The organism is Pseudomonas sp. TE3644, from assembly GCF_056278815.1.
Map to the genome: position 1 here is coordinate 2,620,853 of NZ_JBWBQF010000001.1, position 16,361 is coordinate 2,637,213.

The window sequence follows — 16,361 nt, forward strand, 5'->3', positions numbered from 1 at the left end:
CCCTGGCCCATGCGCGGTGTAACCCTGTGGCAGGAGCAATGGCAACGACGTTGGCAGGGAAGCGGTGTACAAGCATTTTTTCGGGCCTGGGGCCGCGAACTGGTGGCCAGCCTGCCGGCCGCCGTGCGCCGTGGCCTGCAACCCGGCCGGGCGCCGCGACCTGTTGCCTGGCCGCTGGGCACTGACAACGGCACGCCAGGCGAGCGGGTGGTGCTTGAGCTGCCGGCCGCGTTCGCCCTGAGCCGTCGCCTGGCGCTGCCCCTGGCGGCCGGACGCGACTTGTCGCAACTGATGCAGTTCGAGCTCGACCGCTTCACGCCGTTCACCGCCGAGCAGGTGCATTACGCGGTGCGCCAGGAAGCCGTGTCAGGCGATCAGTTGTGGGTGAGCCTGGCCCTGGTGCGGCGCGACTGGCTGCAGGATTGCCTGGGCCAATGCCAGGCGCGGGGGTGGCTGGTGTCGGGCATTCACCTGCTGGACGATCAGGGCCTGGCCACCGGCTTTGACCTGTTGCCCTCGGCCCACCAGGCGGTGGCCAGTGCCCAAGGGCGGCACCTGACCCTGGGCCTGAGTGCGCTGTGCCTGGTGTTGTTGGCCGCTATCCCGCTGACCTGGCAACACAACCGCGCCCAGGCCCTGGAAGCCATGCACGCCGAGGTGCAAAACCTGCGTACCCAGGCCGCCGAAGTCGCCGCCTTGCGCAAACACCTCGACGAGGCCCAGGGCGCCGCGCAGTTCATTGCCCGGCGCCGCCTGGCGCAGCCGGGGCGGGCGCTGCTGCTCAGCGAGCTCACCACGTGCCTGCCCCGCGACACCTGGCTGCAGAGCCTGGAAATCCATGCCGACGGCCAGGTGGACATGGCCGGCCTCAGTGCCCGCGCCAGCGCCCTGATCGGCCAGATCAAAGGCTGCAACCACCTGGTCGACGCCCAGTACCAGGGCGTGATCCAACCGGACGAGGCCAGCGGCCGCGATCGTTTCTATTTGCGCGCCAAAGCGCGCAGCGAGGCCGGCGATGCGCCGCACCCTGACCAGCCGTGAGCGGCGCATCGGCGCCTGGCTGCTGCTGGCTGCAGTGGTGGCGGGTATCTATTGGCTGCTGGTGGTGCCGTTGTTCATTGCCCCGCTGCAAGACATCGATGAGCAGATGCAGACGCTGGGCGAGCAGCGTCAGCACTACCAGCAATTGCTGGCCCAGCGTCAGCAACTGGAACAGGGACTGGAAGCCGTTCAGGGCGACGAAGTGGGGCTGCTGGCAGGCGACGACCCCAGCGCCGTGGCGGCCGACCTGATGCAGAACCTCGCCCAGCGCATCAAGACCAATGCCAACCGCGGCGCCGGCTGCGTGCTGACCCAGCGCATGCCCATCGTCACTCAGGAGCAGGCCGCCACGCCGTTCCGCCAGGCGCGCCTGAGCCTGGACCTGGACTGCGGCATCGAGCCGTTGATGGTGTTGCTGCAACAACTGGAGTCGGCCGAGCCACCGCTGTTTGTCGATGAGCTGAACATCCGCCGCGCCACCCATGCGCCTGCCAGCGGCGGGGCCGGGCGCCTGACTGTGCACATGCTGGTCGGCGGCTACCTGGCGGCTCCACCCCAGGAGCCCGCGCAATGAGCGCCTGGCGGCAGCCCCGGGTGCAAGCGCTGGGCTTGCTGGCGCTGCTGTTGGCGGCCGCGGTGGCGTGGTTATGGACGGGGGTGGGCAGCCAGCCGCACTGGCCGCCAGCGTTGCCTGCAACGGCCCCGACAACGCCTGTCGATGCCCCGCACGCCGCGCCGACGCCGTCCTTGCAGGCCCTGGCCGCCACCTGGCAGACGCCGCTGTTCAGCCCCGACCGGGCGCCGGACAAGGCTGCCCAGACTCCCCAGGCCAGCCCCGATCTCAGCGGCCTGCGCCTGACCGGCGTGGTTATCGACGGCAGCGTGCGCCGCGCGCTGTTCAAGCAGGCCGACGGCCGTGACGTCAGCCTGCGCGAAGGCGCGCAACTCACCAACGGCTGGCGCCTGCAACGGGTCGAGGCCCAAGCGGTGCAGCTGGAACTCAACGGCCAGCAACGGCGCCTGCTGTTGCCGTCGCCACGCCTGCCAAATATGCCAATGACGCCTGCGCCGTCGTCCATACTGCTGGACAGGCCCGCGCATTCGTCGCCTGCCCCCGGGGGTCATTGAATATGCCACCATCCTTGGTTCCGGCTTTGCTCGTGCTGGCGGTGCTGCTGACCAGCTGCAGTTCGCCCCATAACCTGGACAACGATTACAGCCTGGAACGCGAAGCCTTGCGCGGCACCGGTGACCAGCGCGGACCGGCCAGCGCCACGCCCATGCCGCCCCCCGTGGCCAATCCGCCGGGCACCGCCAGCGGCACCCAGCGGCAGATCATCCAGGGCAATCAGCGCTTCGTGCAGGGCGCGGTGCCCAGCAACGTGCGCCCGGTGCCGCTGGGCACGCGCCAGGGCGATGGCACTGGCGGGGTGATGTTCAACTTCAACAACCAATCCATCGTCGCGGTGATCAACACCATCATGGGCGACCTGTTGCAGGAGAATTACAGCATTGCCCAGGGCGTGACCGGGGATGTGTCGTTCTCTACCTCAAAGCCGGTGGACAAGGCGCAGTCCATGGCGATTCTGGAGTCGCTGCTGTCCTGGACCAACAACGCCATGATCCGCCAGGGCGACCGTTACCTGATCCTGCCGGCCAACCAGGCGGTGGCCGGGCAACTGGTGCCGTCCATGGGTTTGCGCCAACCGGCGGCGGGGCTGTCGGTGCGGCTGTTCCCGCTGCGCTTTATCTCCGCGCCGGAGATGCAGAAACTGCTCAAGCCGTTCGCCCGTGAAAACGCCTTCCTGCTGGTGGACCCGGCGCGCAACGTGCTGGGCATGGCCGGTACGGCCGATGAACTGGCCAATTATCAGGCCAGCATCAACACCTTTGATGTCGACTGGCTGCGCGGCATGTCCATCGGCGTGTTCGGCTTGCAGCGCGCCACCGTGGCGGAACTGATGCCCGAGTTGCAGAAAGTCTTTGGCCCCGACAGCGGCACGCCCCTGGCCGGCATGCTGCGGTTCATGCCCATCGAGCGCACCAACTCGGTGGTGGCCATCTCGTCGCAGCCCCAGTACCTGCAGGAAGTGGGCGAGTGGATTCGTACCATCGACAACGGCGGCGGTAACGAGCCGCAGCTGTACGTTTACGACGTGCGCAACATGAAGGCCAGCGACCTGGCGCGCTACCTGCGGCAGATCTACGGCACCGGCGCGATCAAGGAAGAAGCAGCCGCCGAAGTGGCACCGGGCATGACCACCACCACACTGGGCACGCCGATCGGCAGCAGCAGCGGCACCAATGGCTCGGGCATGGGCAGTGGTACGTTGAGCAGCCTGACCCGCAGCAACGGCATGGGCCAGGCGACCAATCTGGGGCAGGGCGGTATCAACCAAGGCCAGAACTACGGGCAGCAGAACCAGGCGGCCGCCACGGACGAGGGCGCTGACACCAACAACACCGACACCGGCGGCCGCAAGAGCCTGGACGACAGCACCCGCATCACGGCCCAGCAAAGCAGCAATCAGTTGCTGATCCGCACCCGGCCCAGCCAGTGGGCCGAGATTGAAAGCGCCATTCGCCGCCTGGACAACCCGCCCATGCAGGTGCAGATCGAAACGCGGATTCTGGAGGTGTCGCTGACCGGCGAGCTGGACCTGGGCGTGCAGTGGTATTTGGGGCGCCTTGCGGGCAACTCCACCACCACGGGCATCGGTGACGTGGGCGGCAGCCAAGGCGCGCTGGGCAGTGGCGGGGCCGGGCTGGGCGCGACCGACTCGCTGTTCTACTCCTTTGTCGGCAACAACCTGCAAATCGCCATTCGCGCGCTGGAATCGAGCGGCAAGACCCAGGTGCTGTCCGCGCCGTCGCTGGTGGTGATGAACAATCAGCAGGCGCAGATCCAGGTGGGCGACAACATCCCGATCAGCCAGACGACGGTGAACACCATTGCCTCGGACACCACCTTGAGCAGTGTCGAATACGTGCAAACTGGCGTGATCCTCGACGTGGTGCCGCGGATCAATCCTGGTGGCCTGGTGTACATGGACATCAAGCAGCAGGTCAGCGATGCCGGCAACACCACGGCCACGGACGTCAACCCGCGCATCTCCACGCGCTCGATTGCCACCCAGGTGGCGGTGCAGAGCGGGCAGACGGTGCTGTTGGGTGGGCTGATCAAGCAAGACGATGCCCAAGGGGTGAGCAAAGTGCCGTTCCTGGGCTCGGTGCCGGGGCTGGGCTGGCTGTTTGGTGCGACCACGCGCACCAAGGGGCGCACCGAGTTGATTGTGTTGATCACCCCCAGGGTGGTGACCAACAACAGTGAGGCGCGGGAAGTGACGGATGAGTATCAGCGGCAGTTCAAGCTGCTGCAGCCGGGGCGGTTGTGACCTTGAGGCGCGCCTGCACCGGCCTCTCGCGAGCAAGCTTTGCTCCCACGGAGGCAAGGCTCACATCCTTGTTTGCATTGGCATTGTGGGAGCGGGCTCTGCCCGCGAAGAAAGCACCGCGGTATTTCAGATACTTCGCGGTGTTCTTTTCGCGGGTAGAACCCGCTCCCACAGGTTGCTCAACACCATAGAATCTCCCACAGTGTTTAAGCCGGCTACCATAGCCCTGCTCAATACCGTGGGAGATTCTATGGTTTCGGGCAAGCTTCTTGAACTGAGCCTGATTCTTGTGGGACCGGGCGCAAGCTCGGGAAACAGGCAACGCGGATTACCTGGCAAGCCCCTTCCCGAGCTTCGCCCGGTCCCACAGTGATGTGGCAAACACCGATGCGAGCCTTGACACTGTGGGAGCAAAGCTTGCTCGCGAGAGGCCCTGCTAGACACCCGCAGAATCAGGCATTACCCAGGGCCAGATGCTGCTCCAGTGCCTCAATGAAACGGCGCACTTTGGGCGGCACCATGCGCGCGGTCGGGTAGACCGCCCAGATCGCCAGCGGCTCAGGCTGCGCATCCTCCAGCACAATCTCCTGCAGCAACCCTTGTTGCAGTGCGGCCTCCACATACCAGCGCGACAGATTGGCCACGCCCAGCTCGCCCACGCACGCTGTGAACAGCCCTTCCAGCGAGCTGGCCGTAAAGCGCCCGGCAATGCGTTGCCTGACGCTTTTTTCATCCGCGCTGAACGCCCAATGGGTCGTGCCCGTGGTCACCAGGCAACTGTGGCTGGCAAGCTCTGCCAGCCGCCGTGGCGTGCCGTGGTTATGAAGGTACGCGGGCGCTGCACACAGTACCCGCGGGCTGTCAGCCAGACACCGCGCTACCAGGCGGTTGTCCTTGAGCGGTGCGATGCGAATGGCCACGTCGATGCCCTGGCCAACAATATCGACCTGCTCGTCGGTCATCAGCAGGTCAACGTGCAGCGCCGGGTGCTCACGCATGAAGGCGCACAGCATGGGCGTTGCCACCGTGCGCCCGAAGGCCGCCGAGGTGGTGATGCGCAAGTGCCCGGCCAGGCTTGCGCCATCGGGGCGCAAGGCCGCCATGGCATTGTCCCGACCTTCCAGCAGCGCCTGGGCGTGGGGCAGGAAAATCTCGCCGTCGCGGGTAGGGGACAGCGCGCGCGTGGTGCGGTGCACCAGGCGGATCCCCAGTTCGGCTTCCAGGTTGTTGAGGCTGCGCGAGGCGGCCATGGCGGTCAGTGACAGCCGGCGCGCGGCACCGGCCAGGCTGCCGACCTGCACGGCGTCGACGAACACCTCCACGTCTTCCAGTTTCATTGTCTCGTTTTCCGTTAGAGTGCCATAACCGTTTATACGTCTACACCGGAATCGGTTATAGCACCATAGTTGCCCCAGTGCCCGCGCGCCCTCAACGTCTGAGCGGTTGTGGAACGGGCGAACCCACAGGGGCAGATCATGAGCAACACAGGCGTGCTTGCAGAACAGGACAGTGCTTCGCCGCACATCAGCGCCGGGCTGACCTTCGCCATGGCCGCGGCCGCGGGGCTTGCGGTGGCGAATATCTATTACAACCAACCCATGCTGGGCATTTTGCAAGCGGACCTGCCGGGCAGCCTGACGGCGTACGTGCCGACGGCCACGCAACTGGGCTACGCCATCGGCCTGTTCGCCCTGGTGCCATTGGGCGACCTGGTGGAGCGTCGGCGGCTGATCATTGTGCAGTTCATGGTGCTGGCCGCCACCCTGGTCGCCGCTGCGCTGGCCCCGTCCTCGGGGGTGTTGCTGGTGGCTTCGTTGTTGCTGGGCATGGCGTCCACCGTCGCCCAGCAGATCGTGCCCTTCGCGGCGCAACTGGCCCACCCCGAGCGGCGCGGCGCCGTGGTGGGGACAGTGATGTCCGGGTTGCTGTGCGGCATTCTGCTGAGCCGTACCCTGTCCGGTTTTGTTGCCACCCACTACGGCTGGCGCGCGATGTTCTGGCTGGGCGCACCGCTGGCGATGGCTGCGGGCGGGGTGATGGCGTTGACGCTGCCGCGCAGTGTGCCGGCTGCCAGCACGTCGTACCTGCGCCTGATCGGTTCGCTGGGGCAATTGTGGCGCAGCTTCGCCGAGCTGCGTGTGGCGGCCATCACCCAGGCATTGCTATTCGCCGCCTTCAGCGCCTTCTGGACGGTGCTTGCGCTGCGTCTGCAAGCGCCAGGGTTTGAACTCAACGCCCAGGCGGCCGGAATGTTCGGCATCGTCGGCGCCATCGGCATCCTGGCGGCGCCCCTGGCGGGTCGCATCGCCGATCGCCGCGGCCCGCACAGCGTGATCATCGTCGGCAGCGTGCTGACGCTGGTGGCCTGGCTGGTGCTGGGGCTTTGGACCTCGCTGATCGGCATCGTGGTGGGCTGCATTTTGCTGGACTTCGCCGTGCAGAGTGCGTTGGTGTCCAACCAGCATCTGATCTATGCCTTGATGCCGGCAGCACGGGCCAGGCTGAACACGATCTTCATGGGCTCGATGTTCCTGGGCGGCGCGCTGGGGGCTGCGGTGGCCACACAGGTGTGGGCGGCGGGTGGCTGGTTGGGGATGTCATTGCTCGGTTCGGGGTTGGCGGTGTTGGCGGTGCTGGTTCAAGGGATGTCGGTGCGCCGCCGTGTCGCCGTTGCCTAAAGCAGCGATGACACGGCCGTGGGTGAAGCGCGCTTATCCGCGAACGCGAGAGGGGACTAGTCATGACGCGCATCAGGATGGTACGGTCTGGGCTTTCCACTTTCGAGCGTTGACCCGGTGATATTCAGGAGCCCCACATGAAACGCAACGGACGCCGCAAACGAGCCCGCGAAAACATCGAGCGGATGATTGCCAGGATCAATCGCCTGGAAGCACAGGGCCAGACCGGCGTTGGCAGTGCCGGCTTTATCTCCAAGGTATTCCAGTCAGTCGCGGGGCCGTTCATTGCGATGCTGGGCTCCACACGCTTGGCCAATCGGACGCCTGAGGGCAGATAACCTGCGCGTGGAAGGAAACCGGCCTAAGGGCCGGTTTTTTGTAGTTGGCATTTCAGCGCTTGATCCGCCCCAGGCTCAGGCTGACCTGATCAGCCATCCAAGTTCTGAATTGATCGCTGATCGGGCTGGGGGCTTGCCTGGCGATGCCTGCCTTTAGTCACGCTTGACGCCGTCCAGGCAGGCATACCACTGCGCGTAAGGCGTATTCGTCACCTGCCGGCGGTTAAAGTCCGGGCTACCATCGCACCACCAGACCGCCCCGCGTTCGCCCAGCGCAACCTTGGCATCGTTGACGGCGGCCCTGGCCTTGGCCAAGTCGGCCGATGCATCGGATGCTTTGGCCATCTTCACCGCACGGCGGGCGGCCATCAGCTGTGCCACCAGGTGGTCCCGGGTATCAGCGTCCAGGGCGGGGTTGCTGCAGCGCCACAATTGACCTTTGACCACAAAATAGCGGCCATCAGGCGTGGTGGGATGCATGAGGTCAGCCCTATGTAGAGAGGGACACCGATGCGTGAGGACGTGCCACGCGCTGCGCATGAACGCGCGGAGCGGGGGCGCGCCGACGGGCAACCCGCAGGATCCCCCACAGCATGGCAAGGGCAATCGCTAGCCAGGCGGCGATCATGGTGATGATAGTCATTGAAAGGCTCATGGGTGCCTCCTTTGGGGTATCGTCGTCATGTGCTCTCCTTGATTGACCGGTTGAATGGGTAGGGATTCCATTTGATTGCCTTGACGCAGATGATGGTGTGCATTTAGCAGGCAGTGATGGCGAACTGTAGCGATCCACAGGCTGTATGTCCATACAGTATAATGGCGACTGCTGAAAAAGGTGTTGTAGCTCAGCAACGAGGGGGTTGCGCACCGCGAACCGTAGCCGCTGCCGCAGGCTGCGCTGGCCCTCAACCTCACTGGAGATGTCTTGCGCCCACACTGGCCCGCGCAGCCTGTCGGCAGCGGCTACAGAACCTACGCGGGCAGAGAACGCCTGCCTATTGCGACAAACATTTCATCGTCTTAAAGTCCGCACCCTTCAAACCACCATGGATGACCCCGCCACATGCACTCCACCCCAAGGATCGGCCCTGCCACATGTTGTCTGCTCGCCCTGTTCACCCCCTGGGCTCATGCAGGCTGCCCCGCGCCCGCAGAACTGAGCGATTGTCGAGCCTGGCCCGCCAGGCCGGAGCTCACTATCCACGCGACCACGGCATTCAAGGCCGACAAGAAGGCCGACCCCACGGGCGGCAGCGGTACTTACGACCTGACGCTGCAACTGGAAAACACAACCACCCAATCAACGGTTGCCACCTACACACAACCCGAGCAGTGGTACTCGGACGCCGTCGGCCTGCGCAAGGTAACCCTTGATACCGCACGCTACGTGCTGACTCCAACCACGAGGGCGTTCGGGCTGAGGGCGCTGCAGGACACCCAGTCCAGGGCCACCCCGTATACCACTGAAAAGCTGGCGCTGTTTATTCAGCAAGGCACTACCTTGCGCCCGGTGCTGGATGGGCTGGTCATGGAAGATCAGACCGGCGAGTGGGACATGACCAACTGCACGGGCGAGGGCGCCGAGCATCATCGAACGGTCGAAATCGGCAAAGGCGTCAGCCACGGCTTCGCCGATCTTATTGTCCGCACTCAAACCGTACGAATGAGTGCGGTGGGCCAACCGGATGCCTGCGACATCAAAAGCACGCCTGAGCCGGTGGAAGTGACCACCCTGCATTACAACGGGTCCATGTATCGCCTGGCGGCAGGCATGGGCTATTTCTAAACCCGGCAACCCACACTCAAATCATTGGAAGATTGCAGTCGACATGCACAGAAATGCACGCTTAACCCTCACCACCTTGCTGTTCATCGCCACCCAGGCCAGCGCCGAATGCGTACCGTCATTGGCCGTGGGCGCTGCCTGCAAGGTATGGCCCGCCAAGCCGACGCTGACCATCCGAACCGCCACGACCTTCGTCGCCGATAAGACCGACCCGTCGGGCGACACCGGCGACTACGATTTGGCGCTGCAGCTTGAGGACACCACCAGCCAGGCGCCGGTGGCGTCCTACGAGCAGCCTGCCTTGTACAATTCCGATGCCGTGGCCTTCCAGGGGCTGACGATCGATACCGCACGCTACGTATTGAACCCGAGCACCCGGGCATTCGGCTTGCGGGCCAAATATGAGCACGGCTCCAGCTACAGCCCTTACTCGGCCGAGCAGTTGACCCTGTACATCCAGGAAGGCCGCAACCTGAGGCCTGTGCTGGACGGGCTGATCACCCGAAGCCAGCAAGGCGAATGGGACACCGAGCAATGCACGGGGGAAGGGCTGCAACGTCGGCGCACCGTCGAGATGGCCAGTACCACCACCCATGGGTTCGCTGACCTGGTGGTGCGCACCGAGATCGTCAAACTCAAGAGCCTGCGCCGTGGCGGGGAATGTGTGGATGACAACAGTGCGCCAAGAGTTGATACGATCACCTTGAAGTACAACGGGTCGACGTACCCCATACCCGACCAGATGCATTCGTTCTGACCACAGGCGTTAATTGAAAGCATGAATCACCCGCTGTTTGTTTCCCTGGATGGCCCCAAAGGCACCGGCAAGACCACGCTGCTGGAGGCCATCACCCACGCACTGCGGGCCAATGGCAGCAAGGTGATCCGCCTCAGCGAGCGCAACAACGATCCTTATCGCGCCGAAACCATGGCCCTGGTCAACCAGCTGGCCAGAAACCCGGACCGTGAGCTTGAACTGCGGGTGTGCGAGCGCCTGGCGCAAAGCCGGGCCTGGATCTCGCAGCACGTGCTGCCCCAGCAAGCGGCGGGCAGTATTGTTCTGATTGATCGCTGGTATCCCTCGGATGCCGCCTTTCGCAGGCTGGTGCCGTTCGCGCAGATTCTGCAGTTGAACCTGGAGCACGGCGTGCGTGTGCCGGACCTGCTGGTCGGGGTGGTCACTGCCCCTGAAATCTCATGGGCGAGGGCGTCGGCACGGACGCGGGGGCTGGGGAGCACGGTGATGTTCAATCTGGAGCAGCAAGTCGCAGCGACCCAAGCGTTCGAGCTCGCCGCGGCGCAGCAGGGGTGGGTGCTTTGTCGCAATGAAGGCACCGTCGAGGAGGCCGTGAGGCAGGTGGTGTCCGAGATTTCCACCAGGCTTGGCTGACCCAAACCGCTGGCGCTCACTCAACACTTGTATCGTCATCGGCGGGGGCCACAATAAGGCTTTCATCCCCAACCAAGGACCGCACCGATGATTCGCAGGGCGCTCCCCTCCGATGCACAGGCCATCGCCCAAGTGCATATCAGCAGTTGGCAGCAAGCCTACCGTGACCTGATGCCAGCCCCTTATCTAAATGCCTTGCAGGCATCCCTGGCCCAGCGTGCATCCTTCTGGAGCCGATCGATCGAGTCGGGCGAATCCAACCTGTGGGTCGCGCAAGTGGACAACGACGTGGTCGGCTGGATATCCGTGGGCGCCAGCCGTGACGAGGATGCCGCCGGGCAAAACGCAGGCGAGGTCATGGCCATCTACGTGCTGGCCAGCCATTGGCACACCGGCGTCGGGCTGGCCTTGTGGAACGCAGGGGTGCAGTACCTGCAGGAGCAAGGGCATGCGCATCTGACGCTGTGGGTGTTGAGCCGAAATGACAGAGCCATCCGGTTTTACCGCAGGGCAGGGTGTGTCGAGGACACCGGCAGCGAGCGCACGCTTCAGCGGGGAGGCGTGATATTGGAGGAGGTGAGGTACCGCTTGGCGCTGCCCGCGTAGGCCATTTTCGGAGTGGAGTACAAATGTACTCCGCGCATGTTCAGGCACACGAAACGCCTCAACGCGCTCGTTAAATGGCAGAATCGTCAGCATCGGATGATTATGGAGACCCTCATGCTTCGCGTGCTTGAACAACGGCTCGACCCCTTTCCGCCTGACGAACTACCGCCACCGCCCGAGGGCCTGGCGCGATTCATGTGGGCCTGCACTCGAGGCGCACGGGGTTACGTGCTGGCGCTGGCGCTGCTCAGCGCCGGCGTGTCGATCTACGAAGCCTGGCTGTTTTCCTTCCTTGGCCAGGTTGTGGACCTGCTGTCCACCTGGCAAGCAGGCGGCGAGGGCGTAAGCCTGGAGCGTCATGTGCTGTGGGGCATCGGCCTGGTGCTGGTGGCCAGCGTCGGCCTGGTGGCGCTGCGCACGATGGTGCAGCACCAGGTATTGGCGATCAATTTGCCCCTGAGGCTGCGCTGGGACTTCCACCGGCTGATGCTGCGGCAAAGCCTGTCGTTTTTCTCCGACGAGTTCTCCGGCCGGGTGACCACCAAGGTGATGCAGACCGCGTTGGCCGTGCGCGACGTGCTGTTCACGATCATCGAGATCGTGCCGGGCATCGGCGTGTACTTCATCGCGATCATCGCCCTGGCTGGCGCCTTCGACCTGAAACTGATGCTGCCTTTCCTGGCCTGGATCGTATTGTTCGGGCTGGCGATGCTGTACTTCGTGCCGCGCCTGGGCAAGGTTGGGCAGGAACAGGCCCATGCGCGGTCCTCCATGACCGGCCGCATCTCGGACGCCTATACCAACATCACCACGGTGAAGCTGTTCTCGCACTCCAAGCGTGAAGCGCAATTTGCCCGCGCCGCCATGGAGGACTTCAAACACACCGGCTTCCGCCAGATGCGCCTGGTCAGCCAGTTCGAAATCGTCAACCAGGCGCTGGTCGTTGCCCTGATTCTGGACGCGGGCGGCTACACCCTGTGGCTGTGGCACCAAGGCCAGGTCGGCACCGGCGCCGTCGCGGCGATCACCGCCATGGCCCTGCGCATCAACGGCATGTCGCACTGGATCATGTGGCAGATGACCTCGCTGTTCGAAAACATCGGCACCGTCCAGGACGGCATGGCCACCCTGACGCGCGGGCCCAAGGTGCAGGACATCAAAGACGCCGGCACGCTGACCACCTCCGGCGGCGCGGTTACCTTCGACAAGGTGAGCTTCAACTACAACGGCGAGCGCCAGGTACTCGACGGCTTGAGCCTGCACATTCGTGCCGGCGAAAAAGTCGGCCTGGTGGGCCGCTCGGGCGCCGGCAAATCGACCCTGATCAACCTGCTGCTGCGGTTCTACGATGTCGACCGCGGCGTCATCCGCATCGATGGCCAGAACATCGCCGAGGTAACCCAGGACAGCCTGCGCAGCGCCGTGGGCATGGTGACCCAGGACACATCGCTGCTGCACCGCTCCATTCGCGACAACATCGCCTATGGCCGGCCGGACGCCACCGACGCGCAGATTCGCACCGCAGCCGCCAATGCCCAAGCCGATGGGTTCATCAGTCAGCTGAGCGATCGTGACGGCCACTCGGGTTACGACACGCTGGTAGGCGAGCGCGGGATCAAACTGTCCGGTGGCCAACGGCAGCGTATTGCCATTGCCCGGGTGATGCTCAAAAACGCACCGATCCTGCTGCTGGACGAGGCCACCAGCGCACTGGATTCCGAGGTGGAAGTGGCGATTCAGGAAAGCCTGGACGAGATGATGCAGGGCAAGACGGTGATTGCCATTGCCCATCGGTTGTCGACGATTGCGGCGATGGATCGGCTGATCGTGATGGATGAGGGGCAGATCATCGAGCAGGGCACGCACGCTGAATTGCTGGCGCGCAACGGCGTTTATGCGCGGTTGTGGCAGCACCAGAGCGGCGGCTTCCTGGGCGAGGATGAGGGCGTGATGGAGGCCGTGGAGTAACGCCAATCCCCGACCTCCGTAGCCGCTGCCGCCAGGCTGCGCTGGCCGTCAGGTACACTGAACATGTGTCGTGAGGTTGAGGGCCAGCGCAGCCTGGCGGCAGCGGCTACAGGGGCGTGCGCGGCAGTTCTGGGTTGGCAGCGGCCGGGAGCAGGCTTCTGGCTAGATGCAACCAAGCCTGCGCCGCAAACGACAACTGCCCATGCCGCCGCCACGCCAGCACCAGCTTCCAGATCAACGCCGGCGAGCGCACCTCGACAATCGTGAACTGCTCCGCCCGCAAGGTCTGGCAATACATCTGCGGCAACAACGCCACCCCCACGCCCAGCCCCACCAGCGACGCGATAAAATCCCACTGCCCGCTACGCCCGCTGATCCGCGGCACAAAACCAGCCTCGGCACAGGCGTCAGTCACCAGGTCATTCAACGCAAAAGCATCGCCATAGAAAATGAAATCGCAGTCCGCCAGCTCCCGCAACTCCACAAAATCCCGGCCTTGCCAAGGCGACTGCGCTGGCGCCAGCAAACACAGCGGCGACTCAAACAGCGGCAGCGAATCAAACTCCGACCAGATATCCGCCACCCGCGGAAAATCCAGCAACGTACCCAACTCCAGCCCGCCGTCACGCAGATCAGCAACCGTGGCATTACTGCCAATCTCGAACAGCTTCAGCTCAACCTTGGGATGATTGGCGTGATACGCCGCCAGCACCGGCGCCAACACCGTATGAGTAAACGGCGACAACCCCATGCGCAACACCCCGCGCTCCACCTGCTGCAGGTCGCGCACCTCCACCTTCATGGTGTCATGCAGCGCAATGATCTCCCGCGCACGCTGCAACACCACCATGCCCGCATCCGTCACCTGGAACCGTTTGCCATCGCGAGCCAGCAAGGCCACACCAAAACTCTGCTCCAACTGCTGCACCATCTTGCTCACCGTCGGCTGCGTCACGTGCAGGCGCGTGGCCGCGCGGGTGAAGCTTTGCTGGTCGACCACTTCCACGTAATAGCGCAACGCGCGGATATCCATGATGCATTCCAAATTGGCATGATTTTGATGAAGCTAATTCATTATATCTTTCAAGGTCAACTGGCTAGCATGGCGGCACTTTCACTGGATTCACTGCACCACGGAACGCCCCATGTCGACCCACACCCCATCCAAACCCGCCCTGCGCTGGCTGCAGACCCTCGGCCAGATTGCCTTCCTGATCCTGATCTGGGCCCTGGCCGATCGCATTGCCACCCTCACGCACCTGCCCATCTCCGGCGGCATCCTGGGCCTGCTGATCCTGGTAGCCCTGCTGATGAGCGGCGTGGTCAAGCCCACCCTGTTCGAGCAGGGCGGCGAACTGCTGCTGGCCAACATGCTGCTGTACTTCATCCCACTGGTGGTCTCGGTGGTGCAATACACCAGCCTGTTTGAAAGCGAAGGCCTGAAGCTGCTGATCGCCATCGGCGTGGGCTTCACCTCGGTGCTGATCACCACCGCGCTCACCGTTGAATGGCTGTGCGCCTGGACGCGCAAACGCGAACTGCAGCGCCTTACCGCGCACCGCAGCAAACGCCCATTGGCAGCCCGACAGGAGCTGGTGTAATGCAAGCCTGGCTGATTTCCCTACTGTTCCTGCTGGCCACCGTGGGCCTGTTCTACGCCAACCAGGCGGTCTATAAACGCTACAAGCGCGTATGGCTGATGCCCGCGATCGTCACCTCATTGCTGCTGATTGCGCTGGTGCAGATCACCTCCACCCCGTACTCACTGTACTTCCGGGACGCCCACTGGCTGGTCTGGCTACTGGGGCCGGCGACCGTGGCGTTCGCGCTGCCGATCTACCAAAACCGGCGGTTGATTCAGAAGTATTGGCTGGCCCTGTGCGTGGGCAGCGTGGCGGGCATTGTAGTGTCCATCGCTACCACTGAACTGCTGGTCAAGGCGCTGCACATCGACAGCCAGATTGCACGCAGCCTGCTGGCGCGGTCAGTGTCCACGCCGTTTGCGGTGGAGGCCTCGGCGCACCTGGGTGGGACGGCGCAGTTGACGGGGTTGTTTGTGATCATTACCGGGTTGTTCGGGATTGTGTTGGGGGAGGTGATTCTGGCGTTGCTGCCGTTGCGGTCGCGGGTGGCCAAGGGGGCACCGTTTGGGGCGGCGGCGCATGGGTTTGGGCTGAGCATTGCCCGGGCGGTGGGGCCGGAGGAGGGGGCGGTGGCTAGTTTGACGATGATTTTTAGTGGGGTGTTGACGGTGGTGTTGGCGCCGGGGATTGCGGTGGTTTTGGGGTGAGAGGTGCGGGCATGGAGCCCCAAGCCTAATTTGTGGGACCGGGCGAAGCTCGGGAAGGAGGCGACGCGGTGGCCCTGGGTGCGTCGTTGCGGGGTTTACTGACGCTGCTCATACCCCAGAGCCAGTCGCGGCTAGGCCCTGTATAGAGCCTTTCGCAAACAGCACTATATTTAGCCATCAGCCCTGTCGAACGAAGCGGGAACCAGACCGTCCCAGAGCATGCTTTCGGCCTCAGGGCTCTGTAACCACTGAACCATCGCGGTGTGGGTTTCATTCATGGCCTTAGCCCAGCTTCGTAAATTCAGATAGTGGTGATGAATAGTTTCATAACACTCCTCCAGAAATTGATCTGCCGCGGCGCAGCCCTCAGTTGACCAAAGATCGAATCGGTCAATGAAGTGATGCACCAGATCATTTCTCAGTGCGACCAACTCTTTTAGAGCCGACTTCGTGCTCTCGTACTGCTCGGATGAGATTTTTAGCTCGTGTTGATAGCTAACCCAGATATCATCGCCTGGATCGATTTCCGCTAGCGGTGTTTTGTTCCCAGAGGTGGGCGAGGTCATGTAGCTTTCGGTCAGTATGCCTACCAGTGCTCCCATCGTCTTCTGACGGACAGCCTGGATCATCCTTTCTCGGATAGTAGGCAGTTGGTCCAAAGGGCCACTCAGCGAGCTGTGGGCGACCATGGCTTTCAAGAGCTTTTCGTATTGCTGTAGCTGCAGAAGGCAGCGCCCAAGCTTGCGCTGCATTGCGTGTTGAAGGTTGGGTAGATTATCTGAAGGTTGCGGAATGTCATCCATGAATAGCGACTCAGGTATTAGCAGCAGGGGGCGAGTCATTGTGGATCATCTGGGCATACTAGGCTC

General features: G+C 63.6%; 17 protein-coding genes. 13 read left to right on the top strand and 4 right to left on the bottom strand.

The window, feature by feature from the left end:
• The first annotated feature begins 9 nt into the window (after positions 1-9).
• From ACZ9GA_RS11570 to gspD, 4 genes are read left to right on the top strand one after another with little or no spacing between them, the layout of a single operon-like run.
• On the top strand, positions 10-1,041 hold the full coding sequence (locus ACZ9GA_RS11570) for a PilN domain-containing protein (protein WP_457362545.1): 1,032 nt from the start codon (positions 10-12) through the stop codon (positions 1,039-1,041).
• Positions 1,016-1,615: a type II secretion system protein GspM gene (gspM, locus tag ACZ9GA_RS11575; protein ID WP_457362544.1), complete on the top strand. Its 600-nt coding sequence runs from the start codon at positions 1,016-1,018 to the stop codon at positions 1,613-1,615. Before ACZ9GA_RS11570 ends, gspM begins: the two co-directional genes overlap by 26 nt.
• The gene (locus ACZ9GA_RS11580) at positions 1,612-2,169 is read left to right on the top strand and encodes a hypothetical protein (RefSeq protein ID WP_457362543.1); all 558 of its coding nucleotides are present in this window, start codon (positions 1,612-1,614) and stop codon (positions 2,167-2,169) included. Before gspM ends, ACZ9GA_RS11580 begins: the two co-directional genes overlap by 4 nt.
• Positions 2,170-2,171: 2 nt before the next feature.
• Positions 2,172-4,436 carry a type II secretion system secretin GspD gene (gene gspD / locus ACZ9GA_RS11585; RefSeq protein ID WP_457362542.1) on the top strand — a complete coding sequence of 755 codons (2,265 nt, stop codon included), beginning with the start codon at positions 2,172-2,174 and terminating at the stop codon, positions 4,434-4,436.
• Positions 4,437-4,888: 452 nt separating this feature from the next.
• Here gspD and ACZ9GA_RS11590 read toward each other — a convergent pair whose 3' ends face one another.
• A complete protein-coding gene (locus ACZ9GA_RS11590) occupies positions 4,889-5,773 on the bottom strand; it encodes a LysR family transcriptional regulator (RefSeq protein WP_457362541.1) in 885 nt (294 codons plus the stop codon).
• A gap of 138 nt (positions 5,774-5,911) precedes the next feature.
• Here ACZ9GA_RS11590 and ACZ9GA_RS11595 point away from each other — a divergent pair, with 138 nt between their 5' ends.
• Together ACZ9GA_RS11595 and ACZ9GA_RS11600 are read left to right on the top strand one after the other, a co-directional pair.
• Positions 5,912-7,114 carry an MFS transporter gene (locus tag ACZ9GA_RS11595; RefSeq protein WP_457362540.1) on the top strand — a complete coding sequence of 401 codons (1,203 nt, stop codon included), beginning with the start codon at positions 5,912-5,914 and terminating at the stop codon, positions 7,112-7,114.
• A 137-nt stretch (positions 7,115-7,251) separates the two neighbouring features.
• Positions 7,252-7,452 carry a hypothetical protein gene (locus ACZ9GA_RS11600; protein ID WP_457362539.1) on the top strand — a complete coding sequence of 67 codons (201 nt, stop codon included), beginning with the start codon at positions 7,252-7,254 and terminating at the stop codon, positions 7,450-7,452.
• A gap of 153 nt (positions 7,453-7,605) precedes the next feature.
• Here the strand turns inward: ACZ9GA_RS11600 and ACZ9GA_RS11605 are convergent, their stop codons facing one another.
• A complete protein-coding gene (locus ACZ9GA_RS11605; protein ID WP_457362538.1) occupies positions 7,606-7,932 on the bottom strand; it encodes a hypothetical protein in 327 nt (108 codons plus the stop codon).
• Between the two features lie 583 nt (positions 7,933-8,515).
• Here ACZ9GA_RS11605 and ACZ9GA_RS11610 point away from each other — a divergent pair.
• The 5 genes from ACZ9GA_RS11610 (at position 8,516) to ACZ9GA_RS11630 (ending at position 13,202) form a co-directional block, all read left to right on the top strand.
• Positions 8,516-9,238 carry a PA3715 family protein gene (locus ACZ9GA_RS11610; RefSeq protein WP_457362537.1) on the top strand — a complete coding sequence of 241 codons (723 nt, stop codon included), beginning with the start codon at positions 8,516-8,518 and terminating at the stop codon, positions 9,236-9,238.
• A 43-nt stretch (positions 9,239-9,281) separates the two neighbouring features.
• Complete coding sequence (locus ACZ9GA_RS11615) at positions 9,282-9,995, top strand: PA3715 family protein (protein WP_457362536.1); 714 nt, start codon at positions 9,282-9,284, stop codon at positions 9,993-9,995.
• A 21-nt stretch (positions 9,996-10,016) separates the two neighbouring features.
• The gene (locus tag ACZ9GA_RS11620; RefSeq protein ID WP_457362535.1) at positions 10,017-10,628 is read left to right on the top strand and encodes a dTMP kinase; all 612 of its coding nucleotides are present in this window, start codon (positions 10,017-10,019) and stop codon (positions 10,626-10,628) included.
• A gap of 87 nt (positions 10,629-10,715) precedes the next feature.
• Entirely contained in the window at positions 10,716-11,234 is a 519-nt protein-coding gene (locus tag ACZ9GA_RS11625; protein ID WP_457362534.1) for a GNAT family N-acetyltransferase, read from the top strand.
• A gap of 114 nt (positions 11,235-11,348) precedes the next feature.
• Positions 11,349-13,202, top strand: coding sequence for an ABC transporter ATP-binding protein (locus ACZ9GA_RS11630; RefSeq protein WP_457362533.1), 1,854 nt, complete (start codon positions 11,349-11,351; stop codon positions 13,200-13,202).
• Positions 13,203-13,308: 106 nt separating this feature from the next.
• On the opposite strand, the gene ACZ9GA_RS11635 is transcribed toward ACZ9GA_RS11630, so the two are convergent.
• Positions 13,309-14,235, bottom strand: a complete 927-nt coding sequence (locus ACZ9GA_RS11635; RefSeq protein WP_457362532.1) for a LysR family transcriptional regulator — start codon at positions 14,233-14,235, stop codon at positions 13,309-13,311.
• A gap of 112 nt (positions 14,236-14,347) precedes the next feature.
• Here ACZ9GA_RS11635 and ACZ9GA_RS11640 point away from each other — a divergent pair, with 112 nt between their 5' ends.
• Together ACZ9GA_RS11640 and ACZ9GA_RS11645 are read left to right on the top strand one after the other, a co-directional pair.
• Positions 14,348-14,803, top strand: a complete 456-nt coding sequence (locus tag ACZ9GA_RS11640; RefSeq protein WP_457362531.1) for a CidA/LrgA family protein — start codon at positions 14,348-14,350, stop codon at positions 14,801-14,803.
• Complete coding sequence (locus tag ACZ9GA_RS11645; RefSeq protein WP_457362530.1) at positions 14,803-15,492, top strand: LrgB family protein; 690 nt, start codon at positions 14,803-14,805, stop codon at positions 15,490-15,492. The genes ACZ9GA_RS11640 and ACZ9GA_RS11645 overlap by 1 nt, the downstream gene beginning before the upstream one ends.
• Before the next feature lie 170 nt (positions 15,493-15,662).
• Here the strand turns inward: ACZ9GA_RS11645 and ACZ9GA_RS11650 are convergent, their stop codons facing one another.
• Entirely contained in the window at positions 15,663-16,295 is a 633-nt protein-coding gene (locus ACZ9GA_RS11650) for a hypothetical protein (RefSeq protein ID WP_457362529.1), read from the bottom strand.
• Positions 16,296-16,361 lie beyond the last annotated feature (66 nt).

Coding starts and splice junctions, on each gene's coding strand:
- ACZ9GA_RS11570 (WP_457362545.1), top strand. CDS start 10: ATGCGCGGTGTAACCCTGTGGCAGGAGCAATGGCAACGACGTTGGCAG.
- gspM (WP_457362544.1), top strand. CDS start 1,016: ATGCGCCGCACCCTGACCAGCCGTGAGCGGCGCATCGGCGCCTGGCTG.
- ACZ9GA_RS11580 (WP_457362543.1), top strand. CDS start 1,612: ATGAGCGCCTGGCGGCAGCCCCGGGTGCAAGCGCTGGGCTTGCTGGCG.
- gspD (WP_457362542.1), top strand. CDS start 2,172: ATGCCACCATCCTTGGTTCCGGCTTTGCTCGTGCTGGCGGTGCTGCTG.
- ACZ9GA_RS11590 (WP_457362541.1), bottom strand. CDS start 5,773: ATGAAACTGGAAGACGTGGAGGTGTTCGTCGACGCCGTGCAGGTCGGC.
- ACZ9GA_RS11595 (WP_457362540.1), top strand. CDS start 5,912: ATGAGCAACACAGGCGTGCTTGCAGAACAGGACAGTGCTTCGCCGCAC.
- ACZ9GA_RS11600 (WP_457362539.1), top strand. CDS start 7,252: ATGAAACGCAACGGACGCCGCAAACGAGCCCGCGAAAACATCGAGCGG.
- ACZ9GA_RS11605 (WP_457362538.1), bottom strand. CDS start 7,932: ATGCATCCCACCACGCCTGATGGCCGCTATTTTGTGGTCAAAGGTCAA.
- ACZ9GA_RS11610 (WP_457362537.1), top strand. CDS start 8,516: ATGCACTCCACCCCAAGGATCGGCCCTGCCACATGTTGTCTGCTCGCC.
- ACZ9GA_RS11615 (WP_457362536.1), top strand. CDS start 9,282: ATGCACAGAAATGCACGCTTAACCCTCACCACCTTGCTGTTCATCGCC.
- ACZ9GA_RS11620 (WP_457362535.1), top strand. CDS start 10,017: ATGAATCACCCGCTGTTTGTTTCCCTGGATGGCCCCAAAGGCACCGGC.
- ACZ9GA_RS11625 (WP_457362534.1), top strand. CDS start 10,716: ATGATTCGCAGGGCGCTCCCCTCCGATGCACAGGCCATCGCCCAAGTG.
- ACZ9GA_RS11630 (WP_457362533.1), top strand. CDS start 11,349: ATGCTTCGCGTGCTTGAACAACGGCTCGACCCCTTTCCGCCTGACGAA.
- ACZ9GA_RS11635 (WP_457362532.1), bottom strand. CDS start 14,235: ATGGATATCCGCGCGTTGCGCTATTACGTGGAAGTGGTCGACCAGCAA.
- ACZ9GA_RS11640 (WP_457362531.1), top strand. CDS start 14,348: ATGTCGACCCACACCCCATCCAAACCCGCCCTGCGCTGGCTGCAGACC.
- ACZ9GA_RS11645 (WP_457362530.1), top strand. CDS start 14,803: ATGCAAGCCTGGCTGATTTCCCTACTGTTCCTGCTGGCCACCGTGGGC.
- ACZ9GA_RS11650 (WP_457362529.1), bottom strand. CDS start 16,295: ATGGATGACATTCCGCAACCTTCAGATAATCTACCCAACCTTCAACAC.